Genomic DNA, 15318 nt, shown 5'->3' with positions numbered 1-15318 from the left:
TGCAAGCCCCGCGATGAGGCTCAGCAGCGTGGTCTTGCCCGAGCCGCTCGGGCCCAGCAGCGTCAGGAACTCGCCCTGCGCGACGTCGAGGTCGGTCGGCGCGAGCGCGACGAAGTCGCCATAACGCTTGCACAGACCGCTGATCTGGAGATTGATGGTTGCCATGCGGATCTCTTCCTTGATGAACGATGCCAGGCCTTAAGTGAGAATCCAGCGGTTGAAGCGCTCGAGCGCCACGCTTTGATTCTCCTGCCAGTACTTCGCATCGATATGCACGCCGGTCTTCATGTTGTCCGGGAACGTCGGGCAGTTCTTCGCCTGTTCCGGTTTCACATAGTTGAAGGATTCCGGTTGCGTGAGACCCGCCGGGAAGTACTCGACGAGCGCGGCCTGACGCTTCGGGTCGCTGGCGAACTTGATGAACTCGCGGCAAGCGTCCGCGTTCGGCGTGCCCTTCAGGATCGCCCAGTTGTCGCAGCCCCAGATGTTCTGGTTCCATACGATCCCCACCGGCGCGCCCGCGGCCATCGCCGATTGCGCACGCGAGGCCCACGTTGCCACCATCGCGACTTCGCCCGAGTTGAGCATCTGCTCGACTTGCGCGCCCGTCGTCCACCACACATCCACTTGCTTCGAGATCTTGTCGAGGCTCGCGAATGCGCGATCGAAGTTGATCGGATAGACCTGGCTCGTCGATGCGCCATCGGCCATCATCGCTTCTTCGAGCGTATCGAACGGATACTTGCGGATCGAGCGACGGCCCGGGAAGTCCTTCACGTTCCACAGGTCAGCCCACGAACTCGGCGCCTTGCGGCCCTTGAACGCATCGGTGCGATAGGCGAGCACGGTCGAATAGACGTTGGTGCCCACGCCGTATGCCGACATGTATTGCTTCGGAATCCTTGCGATGGTCGGATCGGATTCGAGGCCGTGCTTCTCGAGATATTCCTTGCCACCCGAGGTCAGCAGCAGAATCGCGGGCTGGCTGATCTTCGCCATGTCCCATGCGTAGCTGCCTGCCTCGACCATGCTCTTGATCTGCGCGGTCGGCTCGGCATTGGCCTGCACGCCCACCACTTCAATGCCAGTCTTCTCGAAGAACGGCTTGTAGTACACCGCGCCATACGCCTTGGTGTAGATGCCGCCGTCGTCGCGCACGACGATGCGCTTGCTGGCCGCGCGCGAAGGCGTCCAGACGAACGGGAATGCGCCGGCCACGACGCCTGCGCCTACGGCCTTGATCGCCGAGCGGCGGGCGGGGTTGAGGATCGTTTTGTCGTTATCGTGCTTGGGCTTCATATAACTCTCCTGCGGTAAGCGAGGGGCGGTGGTGGCTTGATGATGTAAGAGTCAGAGCGGTGCGGCGGGGAAGAGACGCCCCGGGTTCATGAGGTTCGCGGGATCGAGCGCGCTCTTCACGGCACGCATGATCGACAGTTCGGCGGCCGACTTGTAGTGCGCCATTTCCGGCAAGCCCGTCTGGCCCACGCCATGTTCCGCGCTGAACGTGCCGCCGAGCGCATGCGCGGCATCGTTCACCGCGCGACGCACGGCAGCGCCCGCGGCTGCCTGGTCGGGCAGCGCGCGCCACGCATCGAAGGTGTACATCGGCACCAGATGGATGTTGCCGTCGCCCATATGGCCGACGATCACAATGCCGATCTCAGCGTCGAGCGCGAGCACCGCTTGCGTAGCCTGTTCGATGAACGCAGGCACCGCCGACAGCGGCACCGCGCAATCCGTGGTCAGCCCGATGCCGGCCTTCTTGTTGGCTTCCGTCACGCTGTGCCGCACTTCCCACAGTGCGGCGCGCTGACGGTCGCTGCTCGCGATGATCGCGTCTTCGAGCAAGCCCGCTTCAGCGGCTTCTTCCAGCGTGGCCTGCAACACGCTCTCCATGTCGGACGCGCCTTGCGTGTCGCCAAGCTCAACGAGCACGTGCCAGTCATGCGCGCCTTCGAGCGGTGCGCGGCGATCCATCACATGCTCGACGACCAATTGCAGTTGCCGTGCGTTCATCAGTTCGAACGCCGAGAGGCGCGAGCCGCACTTGGCCTGGAACATCCCGAGGATCGTCAGCGCGGCTTGCGGGTCGGTCGGCGCGAACCACGCGAGCGCATGATGCGTCGGCAGCGGATGCAGCTTGAGGGTCGCCGCCGTGATGATGCCCAGCGCGCCTTCCGCGCCGATGAAGAGATGCTTGAGGTCGAGGCCGGTGTTGTCCTTGCGCAGCCCGCGCAGGCCGTTCCAGATAGTGCCATCGGCCATGACCACTTCGAGGCCGAGCACGTTCTCGCGCGTATTCCCATAGCGCAGCACGCTGGTGCCGCCGGCGTTCGTCGAAAGCGTGCCGCCGATCTGACACGAACCCTCCGCGCCGAGACTGACGGGATAGAGTCGCGCGACATCGGCGGCCGCATCCTGCACGGTCTTGAGGACACAGCCCGCTTCCACTTCCATCGAACCGTTCGCTGCATCGATGCCGCGAATGCGGCGCATGCGCGCAAGACTGACGATGACGGGCGGCACGCCGTGCGCCGCCGGCACCGAGCCGCCGCACAGGCTGGTGTTGCCGCCTTGTGCGAGCAAGGGCACGCCCGCCGCCGCGCACAGGCGCACGACACCCGCGACCTGCTCCGTCGACGACGGCTGCACCACGCACAGCGCCGCGCCGCGATAACGCCCGCGGAAGTCCTCGACGAAACCGCCCATGTCCTCCGCCACGGCGATGACCGCGTCATCACCCAGCAGACTGCGCAAACGGCCGATCAACTCAGATTCATCAAGCAAGGCAAGCTCCATTGGGGCACGGGTTTCACCCGTTGTTTGAGGCAAGAATATGAGCGCCAAAATTGAAATAAAATCACAGTAATCGAATAGCGATTACTTTAGTCATGTTGCAATGCATTTTCGCTTAAGTTCAGGGACTTGCAAACTCAAAAACTTGGGGCACGCGCTACGGACAAGCGCGCCGGCGCCTTGGGTCAAGTGCGCGTTTCGTCGTACACTCGCGCATCCGCCATCACACGACTCTCGCGCCCGCGCGCACCGCGATGACCTTCGACTCAGCACTCAACGGCAGACAGCGCGCACTGCTCGATCGTGTCGCGCGAGATGGCTTCGCGACCATCGACGACCTCGCCACGCATTTCCAGGTGACACCGCAAACCATTCGGCGCGACGTCAACTGGCTCTCGGAACAGAATCTCCTGCGCCGCTATCACGGCGGCGCGAGCACGCTGACCAGTTCGGAGAACACGGCCTATACCGCGCGTCAGCACATGTATCTGGAAGAGAAGCAGCGCATCGCGCGACGCGTCGCTGCGGAGATCCCGAATCAGGCGACGCTCTTCATCAACCTCGGCACGACCACCGAGGAAGTGGCGCGCGCGTTGTGCCAGCACACGGGTCTGCGCGTCATCACGAACAACCTGAACGTCGCGAACATCCTCGCGGACGGGTCGGACGCCGAGGTGCTGGTGGCGGGTGGCCAGGTGCGCGCGCGCGACAAGGGCGTGGTGGGCGAGCAGGCGGTCGACTTCATTCGCATGTTCAAGGTCGACTTCGGGATCATCGGAATATCGAGCATCGAGGAAGACGGCACGCTGCGCGACTTCGATATCGCCGAGGTACGCGTGGCGCAGGCCATCATCGAGCAATCGCGCACGGTGTTCCTCGCCGCCGATCATTCGAAGTTCGGGCGCGCCGCGCTGGTCAAGCTCGGGCATCTGTCGCAAATCGACGCGCTCTTCACCGACGCCCCGCCGCCCGACTGGATGGCCGACACGCTGGCCGCCGCCGACATCGCCGTGCGCGTGGCGCACTGAATCTCAGACGTCCGCTATCGGCGAGCCGTCCTTGTGCACGAAGCGGCCGTCCGCGTTGGCGCTCATCATGTCGACGTCGGAACAGGTCGTGAGATCTTCGTAGACGCGGCTGCCAACTTCCAGATATACCGCCACCGCGTTCGAGCGGTTGATCAGGTGATGACCGTTTCCGGTTCCCTTCGGAAAGGCCGCGCACTCGCCGGCGCGCAGTACGGTTTCGCCTTCGTCTTCGATCAGCACGAGTTCACCTTCGAGCACCTGCACGAACTCGTCCTCGTGCGAATGCCAGTGACGCTGGCTCGACCATCCGCCGGGCGGCAGGTGCATCAGGTTCACGCCGAAGTCGCGCAAGCCGCCTGCGTCGCCGAGACGCTGACGCGTGCGCGTGGCACACGGCGCGGCGAAGGGCTTCGGATAACCCGATCCCGCGATCTTCGGAACGGCGGCGATATCGACCTTGGGCATGCTGGCTCCTTATGCTTGCGCATCGTTCAAGAGCATCGCTCAAAGGGCGGCGCATGCGCAACCGCCGCTTGCCATCGCCGGCATGCTGGGTTGCAATGACGGGCCCGGCTTCACCCATTAAAAAAAAGGACGCGAACATGGTGCAGGATCAACGGCGCTGGCTCACTATCGGCGGTCCGGTCGTGTTCCTGCTGCTCTGGTCAGCGGGTTTCCCGATTGCCAAGACCGGCCTGCACTATGCCTCGCCGCTGACGTTCCTCGCCATTCGCTTCGCACTGAGCGTCGGCGTGCTGCTCGTGGTCTGCGCGATCAAGCGTCCGCGCTGGCCCGCCGATGCGCGCGGCTGGCGGCATCTCATCATCGTCGGCTTTCTCGTGCAGGTGATGTACTTCGGGCTCAGCTATCTCTCGATGACCGCAGGCATCGCAACCTCGGTGCTCGCGCTGATCGTCTCGCTCCAGCCGATCCTCGTCGGCGTGCTCGCACCGAAGCTGGTCGGCGAACGCATTGGCGCGCGCCGCTGGATGGGTCTGTTGCTGGGACTCGCGGGCGCAACCGGCGTGATCCTCGCGCGCGGACCCTTGCAGGCATCATCGCTCGGACCGGTGCTGCTGGCAGTGGGCGCGCTGATCGGCATCACGGGCGCGATGCTCTACGAGAAGCGCCTCGGCACCGCGCAGGATCCGCTCACGTCGAATCTCGTGCAGTACAGCGTCGGCTCCGTGTTTTGCGCGCCCATGGCTTTGTGCTTCGAACACACGCAGGTTCACTGGACGCCCACGCTCATGGCGACGCTCGCGTATCTCGTCATCGGCAACTCGCTGATAGCGATCACGTTGCTGCTTGCGATGACCCGCGCGGGCAAGGTGTCGCAAGTGGTATCGTTGTTCTTCTTCGTGCCGCCCGCCGCTGCCGTGATGTCGTATCTGATACTCGGCGAAGTGCTGCCGGTCAGCGCATGGTGGGCGATGGGCGTGGCGGTGCTGGGCGTGGCCATCGCTACATGGCGGCCGCGCGCATAGCGTCTTGCGCATGAAAACGAGGCGCGGCCCACTCTGTGAGAATGCCCGTTGAATAGCATGACTATATGCCTGCAATGACCGGGAAAACGCTAATCGCACGTGTTGGAAGTGGTGCATATAGTTTGTCTATTGAAGCCGACGCGCGGCATTTCGCTTTTCCCAATTACTAGTTCAAACACGCCGCGTTTTCGCTCAATCCTCTCGCGCATTGCCTGCCACGTCATGGTCTCTGGCGGCGTCTTTCATCCGTGAAAGATGCCCGCTCATGACGTGCCGCTGAAACCCTGTATCTGAAAGCGATCGACGATCAGTCGACTCATCGACTCACGAAGAACAGACCGGAGGAAGACATGGCGCAAAATCGGGACGACGACACGAAAGACGGCAACGGCTTCATCAATTCGAGCCGGCGCGGGCTCATGCAAGGTGCAGGACTCGGCGCCGCGCTCTCGCTGCTCGGCGGCGTGGCGGGCACCGGCGGGCTGATCGCCAGCGCGCAGGCCGCCGAAGCCGCGTTTCCGCAGCACAAGAAATGGAAGATCGTGTTCGTCAATCACGTGACGACCAACCCGTTCTTCGTGCCGACGCAATACGGCATTCAGGACGCGTGCTCGATGTTCGGCATGGACTATCAGTGGACCGGCTCCGCCACGTCCGATGCCGGCGAAATGGTGCGCGCGGTGAACTCCGCCATCGCGGCCAAAGCCGATGCGATCGCCGTGCCCATCGTGGATCCAAACGCCTTCGACAAGCCCATTCAGGCCGCGCTCGACGCCGGCATTCCCGTCTTCGCCTATAACGCGGATGCGCCGCGCGGCAAGATCAATCCGCGTCTCGCGTATATCGGCCAGGACCTGTATCAGTCGGGCTATCAGATGGGCGAGCGCATCGCGAGCATGATCGACAGCGGCATGGTCGCGCTGTTCATCGCGACGCCGGGCCAGCTCAACATTCAGCCGCGTCTCGACGGTGCCAGCGACGCCATCAAGAAGTCCGGCAAGAAGATCGACATCCAGACCGTGGCCACGGGCGCGACCGTCAACGAGGAACTTTCGAAGATCAAGGCGTTCTATCTCGGCCACCAGGACCTGAAGGGCATGTTCGCCGTCGATGCAGGCAGCACCCAGGGCGTCGCGCAGGTGATGAAGGAATCGAACCTGCCGTCGAAAGGCGTGCATGGCGGCGGCTTCGATCTGTTGCCGCAGACCATCCAGCTCATCCACGAAGGCTTCCTCGATTTCACCATCGACCAGCAGCCTTACGTGCAAGGCTTCTACACCGTGATGGAAGCGTTCTTGTTCCTCGCCTCGGGTGGCTTGGTCGGGCCGGCGAACATCAATACGGGTCTCAAGTTCGTGACGAAAGACACCGTCGAGCCGTACCTCAATACCTCGACGCGTTATGAAGGCAAGACCACCAAGCCGGAAATCGTGCCGATGAAAGGCGCAATCAAGTCCTGATGAACGCGATGAACCAACCTGGCAATGCAGCGACACCCGCGCGGATCGCAGCCCCGCGCGGGGCATGGATGTCGCACTGGGCGCCCGAGCTGCGCATCCTGCTGGTGGCCGTGCTGCTCGCGGCCTACTTCCAGATCGTCAATCACGACTTCCTGCTGAGTGGTCCGAGTCTCGTCAACCTGTCGCAGTTCATTGCGCCGGTGGCGATCATCGCGTTCGGCGAAATCATGCTGATGATCGGCGGCGACATCGATCTGTCAGCGGGCATGGTGTTCGCCTTCGCGCCCTTCATGATGGTGTTCGCCAACGACGCCGGCGCACCGATGTGGCTCGCGGTGATCGCGGGACTCGTCGCGGCGGCGATCATCGGCTTCGTCAACGGCGCGGTGACCGTGTATCTGCGCCTGCCTTCGTTCGTGACGACGCTCGGCACGCTGTTCCTCATCAACGGCATCACGCTCACGCTGTCGCGCGGCACGCCGGTCGCGACGCCGGGCACGCCGACGTTCGCCAACGTGATGGGCGCGTGGGGCTACAGCGAGATCATCTGGACCGTGGCGATCGCCGTCGTCATGCATACGCTGCTGCGCCACACGCGCTGGGGCCTGCATACGCAGGCGTCGGGTGCGAATGCGCTCGGCGCGAGCGAAGCCGGCATTCATGTGAACCGGCTGCGGCTCGGTAACTTCGTGATCGCCGCCGTGCTCGCGGGCTTCACGGGCATTCTCGAAGGCTTTCGCATCACTTCCATCGACCCGCAGGCCGGCGGCAACCAGATCATGTTCCTCGCGGTGGCGGCAGCGGTGATCGGGGGCACGCCGCTGACGGGCGGCTCGGGCACGATCGTCGGCGGCCTGCTCGGCGCGGCGGTGCTCGGCATCCTGAGCGACGGCTTTACGCTGATCGGCATCAATGCGTTCACCTTCAACATCATTCTCGGCGCCGCGATCCTCGCCGCGATGATCTTCAATATTCATGTCGGGCGCATTCGCCGCAAGGGAGCGCGATGATGTCGGAAGCGCAAACAGCTACAGGCGATCTCGCGCTGCGCGGCGATCACATCGTCAAGCGTTTCGGTGCGGTGACGGCGCTCGACGGCGTGTCATTCACGCTCGGCAAGGGCGAGATTCTCGGCATTCTCGGCGACAACGGCGCGGGCAAGTCCACGCTCGTCAAGATCCTTACGGGCTTTCATCAGCAGACCGAGGGCGCGCTGCACGTTCATGGCGAAGAGACGCTGCTCAAGTCCGTCGATCACGCGCGTTCGCTCGGCATCGAATGCGTGTATCAGGATCTCGCGCTGGCGAATTCGCTGTCCATCTATCACAACATGTTCCTTAACCGCGAGATCGTGCGGCGCGGGCCTTTCCGTCTCGTCGATCACAAGCAGATGCGCGAACGCGCGGCGCAACTGCTCGACGATATCGGCGTGCATGTGCCTTCCGTCGATCTGCCGGTGGAGCGGCTGTCGGGCGGACAGCGCCAGGCCATCGCGGTGGCGCGCGCCGTGAACTCGAACGCGAGAATCCTGCTGCTCGACGAACCGCTCGCCGCGATGGGCGCGCGGGAAGCGGCGCTCATCATCGACCTGGTGATGCGTCTCAAGGAGAAAGGCGGCCTCTCGATCATCATGATCATGCACAACTATGCGCAGACGCTCGACATCGCGGATCGCATCATGTTGATGCAGCGCGGACGCGTGACCTACGAGCAGCGCAGCGCCAACACATCGGTGGCGGAGCTGATGGATATCGTGAGGCGTGAATACCGGGCGATGCGCGCGACCACCGCGCATTGAGCGTCATCGACGTTTGAGCCAGTCGCGGTGAGCTGGCGGGACCAACATGGATTACCGCAATCCCAAGCAACGCAAGAGCATGCACGGACGCATCGTGCAGGAACTCGGCATGCAGATCGTCAGCGGCGTGTTTGCGCCCGGCCAGCGTCTGCCCGCCGAGCCCGCGCTTTGCGAAAGCTATGGCGTGAGCCGCCCGGTGCTGCGCGAGGCGACCCGCGTGCTGGTCGCCAAGGGGCTGGTGGTGTCGAAGCCGCGCGTAGGCAGCGTCGTGCGGCCGCGCGACGAGTGGCACATGCTCGATCCCGATGTGCTCGTGTGGGCCATCAGCCGTCTTCCTGAAGGCGAGTTCTTCCGCTCGCTGATGACGGTGCGACAGGTCATCGAGCCTGCTGCCGCCGCGCTTGCGGCCATCTCCGCGTCCGAAGAGGACATCGCGCGCATCGGCGCGGCCTTCGACCGCATGGAACGCGCGCAAACGGCCGATGAGCTGCTGGTGCCCGACCTCGAGTTTCATCGCGCGATCATGACAGCGACGCACAACGACATGCTTGCGTATATCGGCAACATGCTGTCGCTCGCGCTCAGCGAGTCGATCAAGCTGACGAGCCGCCATCCGAACACGCACGCGCTGTCATTGCCGCGACACAAGGCAATCTTTACAGCCATCGCCAACCGCGATGCGCTCGGCGCGCGGCAAGCCAGTGTCGTGCAACTCGACAATGCCCGCGCCGACGCCAACTCGATCCTCGGCGGCGCCGCACTCGAATCCGCAGGGCCTTTCGCACGTTAGGCGCTTGTTGGTTCGTTGCGTGTCATCGCGCGTGACACGCGTCTCAAGTTCATTCCCCCCTCGCCGTAAACCCTGACTAAGACCGGCCGCTGCTGCACGGTCTCCATCCTGCCCCTCCCTTCCCGCACTCTCTCTCTCGTGGAACGGCCATTGGGGTCTTGCGACGAGCACTCCACACAGTCGAGCGCCCCATCTCCGGCGCGAGATGAAGGTCCATCATCGGTCCGTCCGTCTTTACGGGCGACTCGCGGAACGCGCACCTGGTTCGTGGATATAAAAAACTGACCATCGGGTAGTGCGTTTCACATGACGAACTTCGAACTTCTTCGTTCCTCTCGCTTTCGTTTTCCGCGCGTGCGCGGATCCGCAATGTCCGCCGCCACGCTCGCGATGAGCGTCATGCTCGCCGCATGCGGCGGCGGCGGTGGCGGCGGTGCAAGTAGTAGCGATAGCGCAGGCGGGGCATCCGCTGCGAGCCCGACATCGAGTGCAAGCGCCTCGTTGACTCCCGGCACCTCCAACCCGACGACTTCTACCGGCACCGCCGCCGTATCGCCCACCAATGCGGCGGCCGCGACTAGTCCGGCGACTCCGGTCGTCACGACGCCTGCGTCGAATGACAGCGGCGACACGCCGACCAGTCCCGTATCGACGGCGACGCCGGCTTCATCCACCTCCGGCGACGTCACGTCGCCCACCCCTCCCGTGTCTACTCCGAGGCGCTTCTATGGCGTGAACGGGCACAACAACGAAGGCGGCGCCTACGATATCTCCAGCCCCGCCGTGCAGTTGGCGCAATTGCAGGATCTGGGCGTGAAGTACTACCGCAACGAGGTGTACAGCCAGGGCACCGCGAACAAGCTGGCGAACATCGCAGCGATGATGGATGCGGGCGGCGTGACGGTCTATCCCGTCCTGCTGATGGACTACAGACTCTTCGCCAACGAGACGCAGGCCTATAACGCCGGCTTCGCGCTCGGCCAACAGACCGCGACCTCGCGCCGCTATCCCTATTACGAAGTGACCAACGAGATTGAAGCCGAGGCGCTGAATGACAATGTTGACGGCGTCTATCCGCAGCAGTACGACACCGGCAGGTTCAGGATCGTGCGCGGCATCATCCGCGGCATGATTGCGGGCATCAAGTCGGTGGATACGTCGGGCAAGATCATCCTGGGCGGCGGTACGTGGCTGCATTACGGCTTCGCGCAGATGCTCGCGGCGGGCATGGAGCCCGATGGCAGCATCAATCATCCCGTGGTGGACTGGGACATCACCGCGTGGCACTGGTACTCGGAGCAAGGCAACATCACGAATGCATGCGGCGGCACCGGCTGCCATAACGTATTGCAAGTCCTCAAGGCCTTCGGCAAGCCCATCTGGCTCAACGAGATTGGCGTGCGCCCGAACTACGGTTCCGATCAGGCGATTGCCGCATATCTGACCGGCAACACGATGATGGCGCAATTCGTGGCGCTTGCATCGACGTACGATATCGAGTCGATCCAGACCTACGAGCTCTATGACGACCCCGTCGGCGGCGAGGGCAACTACGGCTTGCTCAAGAACGATGGCGTCACGCCGAAAGCCGCCTACGCCGCCTACAAGAACTTCGTCGCCACGCATCCGATGTGAGCCGTCTGGACTCGCTAGAGAATAGCGATCCAGGCAAGCAGCGTGACGATGGAGAGCAGCGTGGTCATCGAGATGACCGCGCCCACGACATGCTTCTCGATGTCGTATTCCACGGCGAGCACATAGGCGCTCTTCGCGGTGGGCACCGCCGCGCAGACCACGGCGGCGACCGTCGCCGTGTGACCGAGGCCGGTCGCAAGACAGAGCGCATAGACGACGAGCGGCACGATCGCGAGCTTCAGGGCCGTGAGCAGCGCGTAGTAGCCGAGCCGTTCGCGCAGTTCGCCAATGGTCAGATCCAGTCCGATGGCGAACAGCGCGCAGGGCGTCAGCGCTTCGCCGAGGATCGTCAGGAAGGCATCGACCGGTGCGGGCAGCCGAACGCCGATGACCGACCATAGCAAGCCGACGAGGGTCGCAAGGATCACGGGGTTGGTCGCGATCTGGCGGATCAGTGCACCGGACCGTACGGTGCGCGAAGCATCGCGTCGGCCCAACTCCAGCAGCACGACCAGCACCGGAAACATGATGGCGCCAACGAACACGGTAGCCACCGCCGCCGCGAGCACGCCCGGCTGTCCATAGAGTGTCTTGAGAATCGGCAGCGCGACGAAACCCGTGTTGGTCATGGCCACCGCGGCGGCGAGCATCGCGCTCGTGCCCAGGTTCATGCGCGCGGGGCGAGCGATGCACGCGCCCGTCATCACGGCCGCGAAACAGAACATCGAGCCGCCGCCGAATGCCGCGAGGAAGCGCCATTCGAGCAGCGAGTGCAGCGGCTCTTTTGCAATCGTCACGAAGACCAGTGCGGGCATCGCCACGTAATACGCGAAGCGCATCAGCGCGGCGGCCAGCGTGCGAGGCATGTAGCCGGAAACGCCTGCCAGCCATCCCGTGACGATGATCGCGAAAATCGGAAGAATCATTCCGGCGAGGTGCATGGCGGCTCCGACAGGGAAGGCGGACCTGCCCGCAGGCGCGTGAATGCCTTGCGGTGATGCGCCACCATTATCGAAGAAAAGCCGCCTGCACTGCGCCGTGTTGCGCAATCAACTTCTTGCGGGGTTCATTGACCACTGTAGATGTTGCAGCTCAGTCCGATGACGCATGCCTGATTCGTGCTCGGGGTCCATGCGTCGCGCGAGCTTCCGCTGGCCTTGCTCGTCGACATCGTTCCGCCGTAGCTCATATCGGACATGCTATTGCTTTGAGTGGTTTGCTGTTGCGCGGCGCCTGAATCCGGCGCCATCTGCGTGTCCTGCGCTTGAACTGCGGCGCTCATCGTGAGCGCGACCGCCGCCGCAGCGGCGTAGAGGAAAGTTGCTTTCATTGCCGTCACCTCATTGATCGAGTCATCTCATTCGGAACTGCAAGCTTGCGACAGGCTTGCAGCTTGAACCTTGCGTGGTCGCGTCGAGCGGACTTCTTGTTTCATGCGTATGAGAGAACGCATTCATACGCTATACCGTCGTACGGTAAATTCAATTCCCGATCCACTTGAGTCATGGCTGGCACGCGCGACGTCGGAGGTGCGGGCGAACTCGTTTAAGTAGACGACGAGTCCTACACGAGAGCGCTAACCGGCCGCCACGCTTACGAAACTTGCGATCGACTTTGCTATATTGGATTTCCCGCCTTGGAGTTGCTGGCAATGCGAGTCGGCCGACCTGTCAAACCGCTTCCTCACCCCGACTGCGATTATTGCGGCGTGTCCGCGACACTCGCTCGCATGGGCGACGAGCCGTATCCCTATCGTGACGATCACGGTCCGCTCTGGATTTGCGTGCCGTGCCAGGCGTGGATCGGCATTTTCGCGCGCAGCACGCGCCATGTTCCGCTGGGCAGACTCGCGGATGCACCTTTGCGCGATCTGAAAGTGAAACTGCACGCGGCGCTCGAGCCGCTTGTGCAGGCGAAGGTGCGCCGCGATGGCTGCAACGTGTTCGAGGCACGCTCCAAGGGTATGAAGTGGCTCGCGCAGGCGATCGGCGTCGAGCCCGACAAGTGCAGCATTCATACGCTCGATGCGGGACAGTGCGAACGCGCGATTGCAATCGTCGAGGCGTTCGAAAAAGAGCGCGGCAACCACCCTTCAGATTCTGCGAGCGACGATCGTTAACCTGAAAACGATCAACCATCGGCCTTCGCATGTCACGCACCCTTCCCTTTCAGCGCTCGCCGCAAGCGACGCGCGCACGGCTCAATAAGGCTCAGCTGCTTCCCATCCCACGCGCCGTCGCCGACGAGCTCGCGCTCGGCGCGCACATGGCGCTGGCTGCGTTGCGCTCGGGATCGCAGGATATCGCGCCTGCGCAGAGCATCACCGAAGCCATGCTTCTTGCGAAGTTTCTCGCGGAAGCGGGACACGGCGATTTCTCGCAGGATGAACTGCTCCTCGCCGATCAGACGCTGGCCTCCGTCTTCGATGCCGGGCGAACGTCCGGGCATTGGACATTGCCGGGTGAGGGTTTCGACCGGCTTGCCGCCATCGTGTCTCTCTATGATCACCAGTTGCGTCGGGCGACACTCGGGGCGCTTTCGGTCGCAAGCGAGCGGTTGGAGCGGTTCAAGGCGGGTGAGGCTTATCAACCCTGTCAGCCCGTGCAGGCGCGGGGGGCGGTGGGGGTTTGAAGGCGAGCGGCTTCGTGGAGCCCTGTCTTGCTGTGGAGACAGGTTATTCGCGAGGAGGGTCGTCGAGTCTTTGCGGCGCTTTTGCGTCCTTGGGGCAACAAACGTCGTGGTATCGCTGCCGACCGGATAGTCGCTTTCGGCGCGCGATAGGGCGCGCGGGGATGTAACGATCCGGTTCCGATTTTGGTGCGCGAGGGTACGCGTTGAGCATGCGTCCGACGCGCGCTGGAAGATGGCTGACCATGTGCGGGTGACGAGCGTGGGCTCCGCGCCGATGCGTAAGCACTAGCTTTCCGTTCAGCGGGTCGCCTGTGGTTCCAGCTTTGAATGCTTGGGTGAAATTTGCGGGTTGGTCAGGTGCGTCAGCTGTTCACGCGCAACGGACTGCTGCCAGGCTTCCACAAGCCAAACGTTCCCGCTTCTTGTCAGCGGCCCCGCATAGCATCAACGGTTTCATGGAAATATATTTCCAGCTAACCAAGCGTCTTGCGATGAACGAACCGCCGTTACGGTGGATGTATCGTTTGATACGTTTTTCCGAATGTATTGAGTTTGGATTGCGATTTCCGCCGCCAACGTCCTTAGTGTTGGGTCGCCAGCGCGACACTCAAGCGATTTTCCGTGAAACAAGTTCAGAAAACCCACGTATGTCGTTGATTTTTCACGATAAAAGAACAATCAATATCGTTTCCGTATGTTTCACGGGCGATGGCGATGGAGGTTCTTCCGACCGTCCGTCGCAGCGGGCAAAGTCGACGTCGTACTTACCCTTTCCATTAACACCATCCTGATACTTGTCCAGCACGGTCGTTCGCATCGCACTGCAGTCGGTGCTATCAGATGCGCTGCTCTACGATTCCTGCGAATGGGAAGAAGACTGACGCAGCCATGCTATTCAATGGTTGAGCATCGGATCTGACATTCGCATCTCAATCCCTGTAGAGGATACCCTCTCGCCTTCGGCCGGATTGTCGGGCTCCAAACACGTTTGCGTTTTTACTTCCTGGCGGTTGATTCGTCTATGGCGCGAGCATGTCGAAACGATGCATTAGCCGGCGAACTCGAGACCGCCTCTCTCTCAGTTCAATGCTCGGACACGAGCTACCGGGATGCGGTAGCCTATCGCGCCTATACCGGCACCCGAAGTCGGGAAACACTTCGCTCTTCGCGAGCGAATGTTGATGCGCATAATCGCGACTGATCGAGTTCATGCATTCGACTTGCTTCCATGAAGACTTCATCGGGTGCATTGGCGGCGGCCGAGGCGAATTGAACTATTGCGAATTCGGTTGTTGCTTGAGCCTTGCGACCTGCTCAGTCAATGGGCCTACGCTGTTGCGTGCAGGTTCGGAGTGCGATGACTACGACTCTTTTTCCGAGTGCCAAAATACCTCCGACCGTCACGCATTTCCGAATTAAATTGCGGTAAGGTTTCGCGATTCATGCTCGCGTTGATTTGCTGGGCATGATTTGGGCGCATCCTTCTCTGCAGCCGGACCAAGCTTTCCTACGTGTCCGAATTCGGACACTCTCTCAGCGAATATGTCCTGACGGACGATTCGAGCGCCCCTGTTGTCTCCATCGCAGCCGTCCCGCCAGGATCGCGGGGGGGGGGGCGAGCTCATGATCGACAGCCCCCCCCCCCGATAAAATAAAGGGGGCCGAGCCCCACCAGAGACAGGGCAGACAA

16 protein-coding genes are annotated in these 15318 nt (G+C 62.5%); 9 read left to right on the top strand and 7 right to left on the bottom strand.

The features are described 5' to 3' along the window. The 3 genes from QCE63_RS20290 to QCE63_RS20280 form a co-directional block, all read right to left on the bottom strand. Nucleotides 1-165: ATP-binding cassette domain-containing protein (locus QCE63_RS20290; protein ID WP_309835513.1), on the bottom strand; the 165-nt coding region annotated here is incomplete at its 3' end. Between the two features lie 33 nt (nt 166-198). Then, a complete protein-coding gene (locus QCE63_RS20285; protein WP_309835454.1) occupies nt 199-1299 on the bottom strand; it encodes an ABC transporter substrate-binding protein in 1101 nt (366 codons plus the stop codon). Nucleotides 1300-1350: 51 nt separating this feature from the next. Next, the gene (locus QCE63_RS20280; protein WP_404990156.1) at nt 1351-2712 is read right to left on the bottom strand and encodes an FAD-binding oxidoreductase; all 1362 of its coding nucleotides are present in this window, start codon (nt 2710-2712) and stop codon (nt 1351-1353) included. 341 nt (nt 2713-3053) lie between these two features. Here QCE63_RS20280 and QCE63_RS20275 point away from each other — a divergent pair, with 341 nt between their 5' ends. Beyond that, nucleotides 3054-3827: a DeoR family transcriptional regulator gene (locus QCE63_RS20275; protein ID WP_309835451.1), complete on the top strand. Its 774-nt coding sequence runs from the start codon at nt 3054-3056 to the stop codon at nt 3825-3827. Nucleotides 3828-3830: 3 nt separating this feature from the next. On the opposite strand, the gene QCE63_RS20270 is transcribed toward QCE63_RS20275, so the two are convergent. Continuing rightward, nucleotides 3831-4292, bottom strand: a complete 462-nt coding sequence (locus QCE63_RS20270; RefSeq protein WP_309835449.1) for a cupin domain-containing protein — start codon at nt 4290-4292, stop codon at nt 3831-3833. 137 nt (nt 4293-4429) lie between these two features. Between QCE63_RS20270 and QCE63_RS20265 the strand changes: the two genes are divergently transcribed. The 5 genes from QCE63_RS20265 (at nt 4430) to QCE63_RS20245 (ending at nt 9362) form a co-directional block, all read left to right on the top strand. Continuing rightward, entirely contained in the window at nt 4430-5314 is an 885-nt protein-coding gene (locus tag QCE63_RS20265) for a DMT family transporter (RefSeq protein WP_309835448.1), read from the top strand. Nucleotides 5315-5664: 350 nt separating this feature from the next. Further along, nucleotides 5665-6774, top strand: a complete 1110-nt coding sequence (locus QCE63_RS20260; protein WP_309835446.1) for a sugar ABC transporter substrate-binding protein — start codon at nt 5665-5667, stop codon at nt 6772-6774. Beyond that, the gene (locus QCE63_RS20255; protein ID WP_309835445.1) at nt 6774-7784 is read left to right on the top strand and encodes an ABC transporter permease; all 1011 of its coding nucleotides are present in this window, start codon (nt 6774-6776) and stop codon (nt 7782-7784) included. The genes QCE63_RS20260 and QCE63_RS20255 overlap by 1 nt, the downstream gene beginning before the upstream one ends. Beyond that, nucleotides 7781-8572 (top strand): ATP-binding cassette domain-containing protein, encoded by a 792-nt coding sequence (locus QCE63_RS20250; protein WP_309835444.1) that lies wholly within the window; start codon nt 7781-7783, stop codon nt 8570-8572. Before QCE63_RS20255 ends, QCE63_RS20250 begins: the two co-directional genes overlap by 4 nt. 46 nt (nt 8573-8618) lie before the next feature. Next, nucleotides 8619-9362 (top strand): FadR/GntR family transcriptional regulator, encoded by a 744-nt coding sequence (locus tag QCE63_RS20245; RefSeq protein ID WP_309835442.1) that lies wholly within the window; start codon nt 8619-8621, stop codon nt 9360-9362. A 302-nt stretch (nt 9363-9664) separates the two neighbouring features. Here QCE63_RS20245 and QCE63_RS20240 read toward each other — a convergent pair whose 3' ends face one another. Next, nucleotides 9665-10051: a hypothetical protein gene (locus tag QCE63_RS20240; protein ID WP_309835441.1), complete on the bottom strand. Its 387-nt coding sequence runs from the start codon at nt 10049-10051 to the stop codon at nt 9665-9667. A gap of 16 nt (nt 10052-10067) precedes the next feature. Between QCE63_RS20240 and QCE63_RS20235 the strand changes: the two genes are divergently transcribed. Then, nucleotides 10068-10997, top strand: coding sequence for a lipopolysaccharide biosynthesis protein (locus tag QCE63_RS20235; protein ID WP_309835440.1), 930 nt, complete (start codon nt 10068-10070; stop codon nt 10995-10997). Between the two features lie 14 nt (nt 10998-11011). Here the strand turns inward: QCE63_RS20235 and QCE63_RS20230 are convergent, their stop codons facing one another. Beyond that, complete coding sequence (locus tag QCE63_RS20230) at nt 11012-11938, bottom strand: AEC family transporter (RefSeq protein ID WP_309835439.1); 927 nt, start codon at nt 11936-11938, stop codon at nt 11012-11014. A gap of 125 nt (nt 11939-12063) precedes the next feature. Continuing rightward, nucleotides 12064-12327: a hypothetical protein gene (locus tag QCE63_RS20225; RefSeq protein WP_309835438.1), complete on the bottom strand. Its 264-nt coding sequence runs from the start codon at nt 12325-12327 to the stop codon at nt 12064-12066. A gap of 321 nt (nt 12328-12648) precedes the next feature. On the opposite strand from QCE63_RS20225, the gene QCE63_RS20220 reads away from it, so the two are divergent. Both QCE63_RS20220 and QCE63_RS20215 read left to right on the top strand, forming a co-directional pair. Continuing rightward, complete coding sequence (locus QCE63_RS20220; protein WP_309835437.1) at nt 12649-13116, top strand: zinc-finger-containing protein; 468 nt, start codon at nt 12649-12651, stop codon at nt 13114-13116. 29 nt (nt 13117-13145) lie between these two features. After that, nucleotides 13146-13628 (top strand): hypothetical protein, encoded by a 483-nt coding sequence (locus tag QCE63_RS20215; protein WP_309835436.1) that lies wholly within the window; start codon nt 13146-13148, stop codon nt 13626-13628. Nucleotides 13629-15318: the final 1690 nt, after the last annotated feature.

Origin of the sequence: Caballeronia sp. LZ065 (assembly GCF_031450975.1) — a bacterium.
In the GTDB taxonomy this organism is placed as follows: domain Bacteria; phylum Pseudomonadota; class Gammaproteobacteria; order Burkholderiales; family Burkholderiaceae; genus Caballeronia.
The sequence above is the reverse complement of the archived record's forward strand: the minus strand, read 5'-3'. Positions and strand labels throughout refer to the sequence as shown.

Excerpts from the sequence above, each read along its gene's own strand:
- QCE63_RS20285 (WP_309835454.1), bottom strand. The coding sequence starts at position 1,299 with ATGAAGCCCAAGCACGATAACGACAAAACGATCCTCAACCCCGCCCGC.
- QCE63_RS20280 (WP_404990156.1), bottom strand. The coding sequence starts at position 2,712 with ATGGGCGGTTTCGTCGAGGACTTCCGCGGGCGTTATCGCGGCGCGGCG.
- QCE63_RS20275 (WP_309835451.1), top strand. The coding sequence starts at position 3,054 with ATGACCTTCGACTCAGCACTCAACGGCAGACAGCGCGCACTGCTCGAT.
- QCE63_RS20270 (WP_309835449.1), bottom strand. The coding sequence starts at position 4,292 with ATGCCCAAGGTCGATATCGCCGCCGTTCCGAAGATCGCGGGATCGGGT.
- QCE63_RS20265 (WP_309835448.1), top strand. The coding sequence starts at position 4,430 with ATGGTGCAGGATCAACGGCGCTGGCTCACTATCGGCGGTCCGGTCGTG.
- QCE63_RS20260 (WP_309835446.1), top strand. The coding sequence starts at position 5,665 with ATGGCGCAAAATCGGGACGACGACACGAAAGACGGCAACGGCTTCATC.
- QCE63_RS20255 (WP_309835445.1), top strand. The coding sequence starts at position 6,774 with ATGAACGCGATGAACCAACCTGGCAATGCAGCGACACCCGCGCGGATC.
- QCE63_RS20250 (WP_309835444.1), top strand. The coding sequence starts at position 7,781 with ATGATGTCGGAAGCGCAAACAGCTACAGGCGATCTCGCGCTGCGCGGC.
- QCE63_RS20245 (WP_309835442.1), top strand. The coding sequence starts at position 8,619 with ATGGATTACCGCAATCCCAAGCAACGCAAGAGCATGCACGGACGCATC.
- QCE63_RS20230 (WP_309835439.1), bottom strand. The coding sequence starts at position 11,938 with ATGCACCTCGCCGGAATGATTCTTCCGATTTTCGCGATCATCGTCACG.
- QCE63_RS20225 (WP_309835438.1), bottom strand. The coding sequence starts at position 12,327 with ATGAAAGCAACTTTCCTCTACGCCGCTGCGGCGGCGGTCGCGCTCACG.
- QCE63_RS20220 (WP_309835437.1), top strand. The coding sequence starts at position 12,649 with ATGCGAGTCGGCCGACCTGTCAAACCGCTTCCTCACCCCGACTGCGAT.
- QCE63_RS20215 (WP_309835436.1), top strand. The coding sequence starts at position 13,146 with ATGTCACGCACCCTTCCCTTTCAGCGCTCGCCGCAAGCGACGCGCGCA.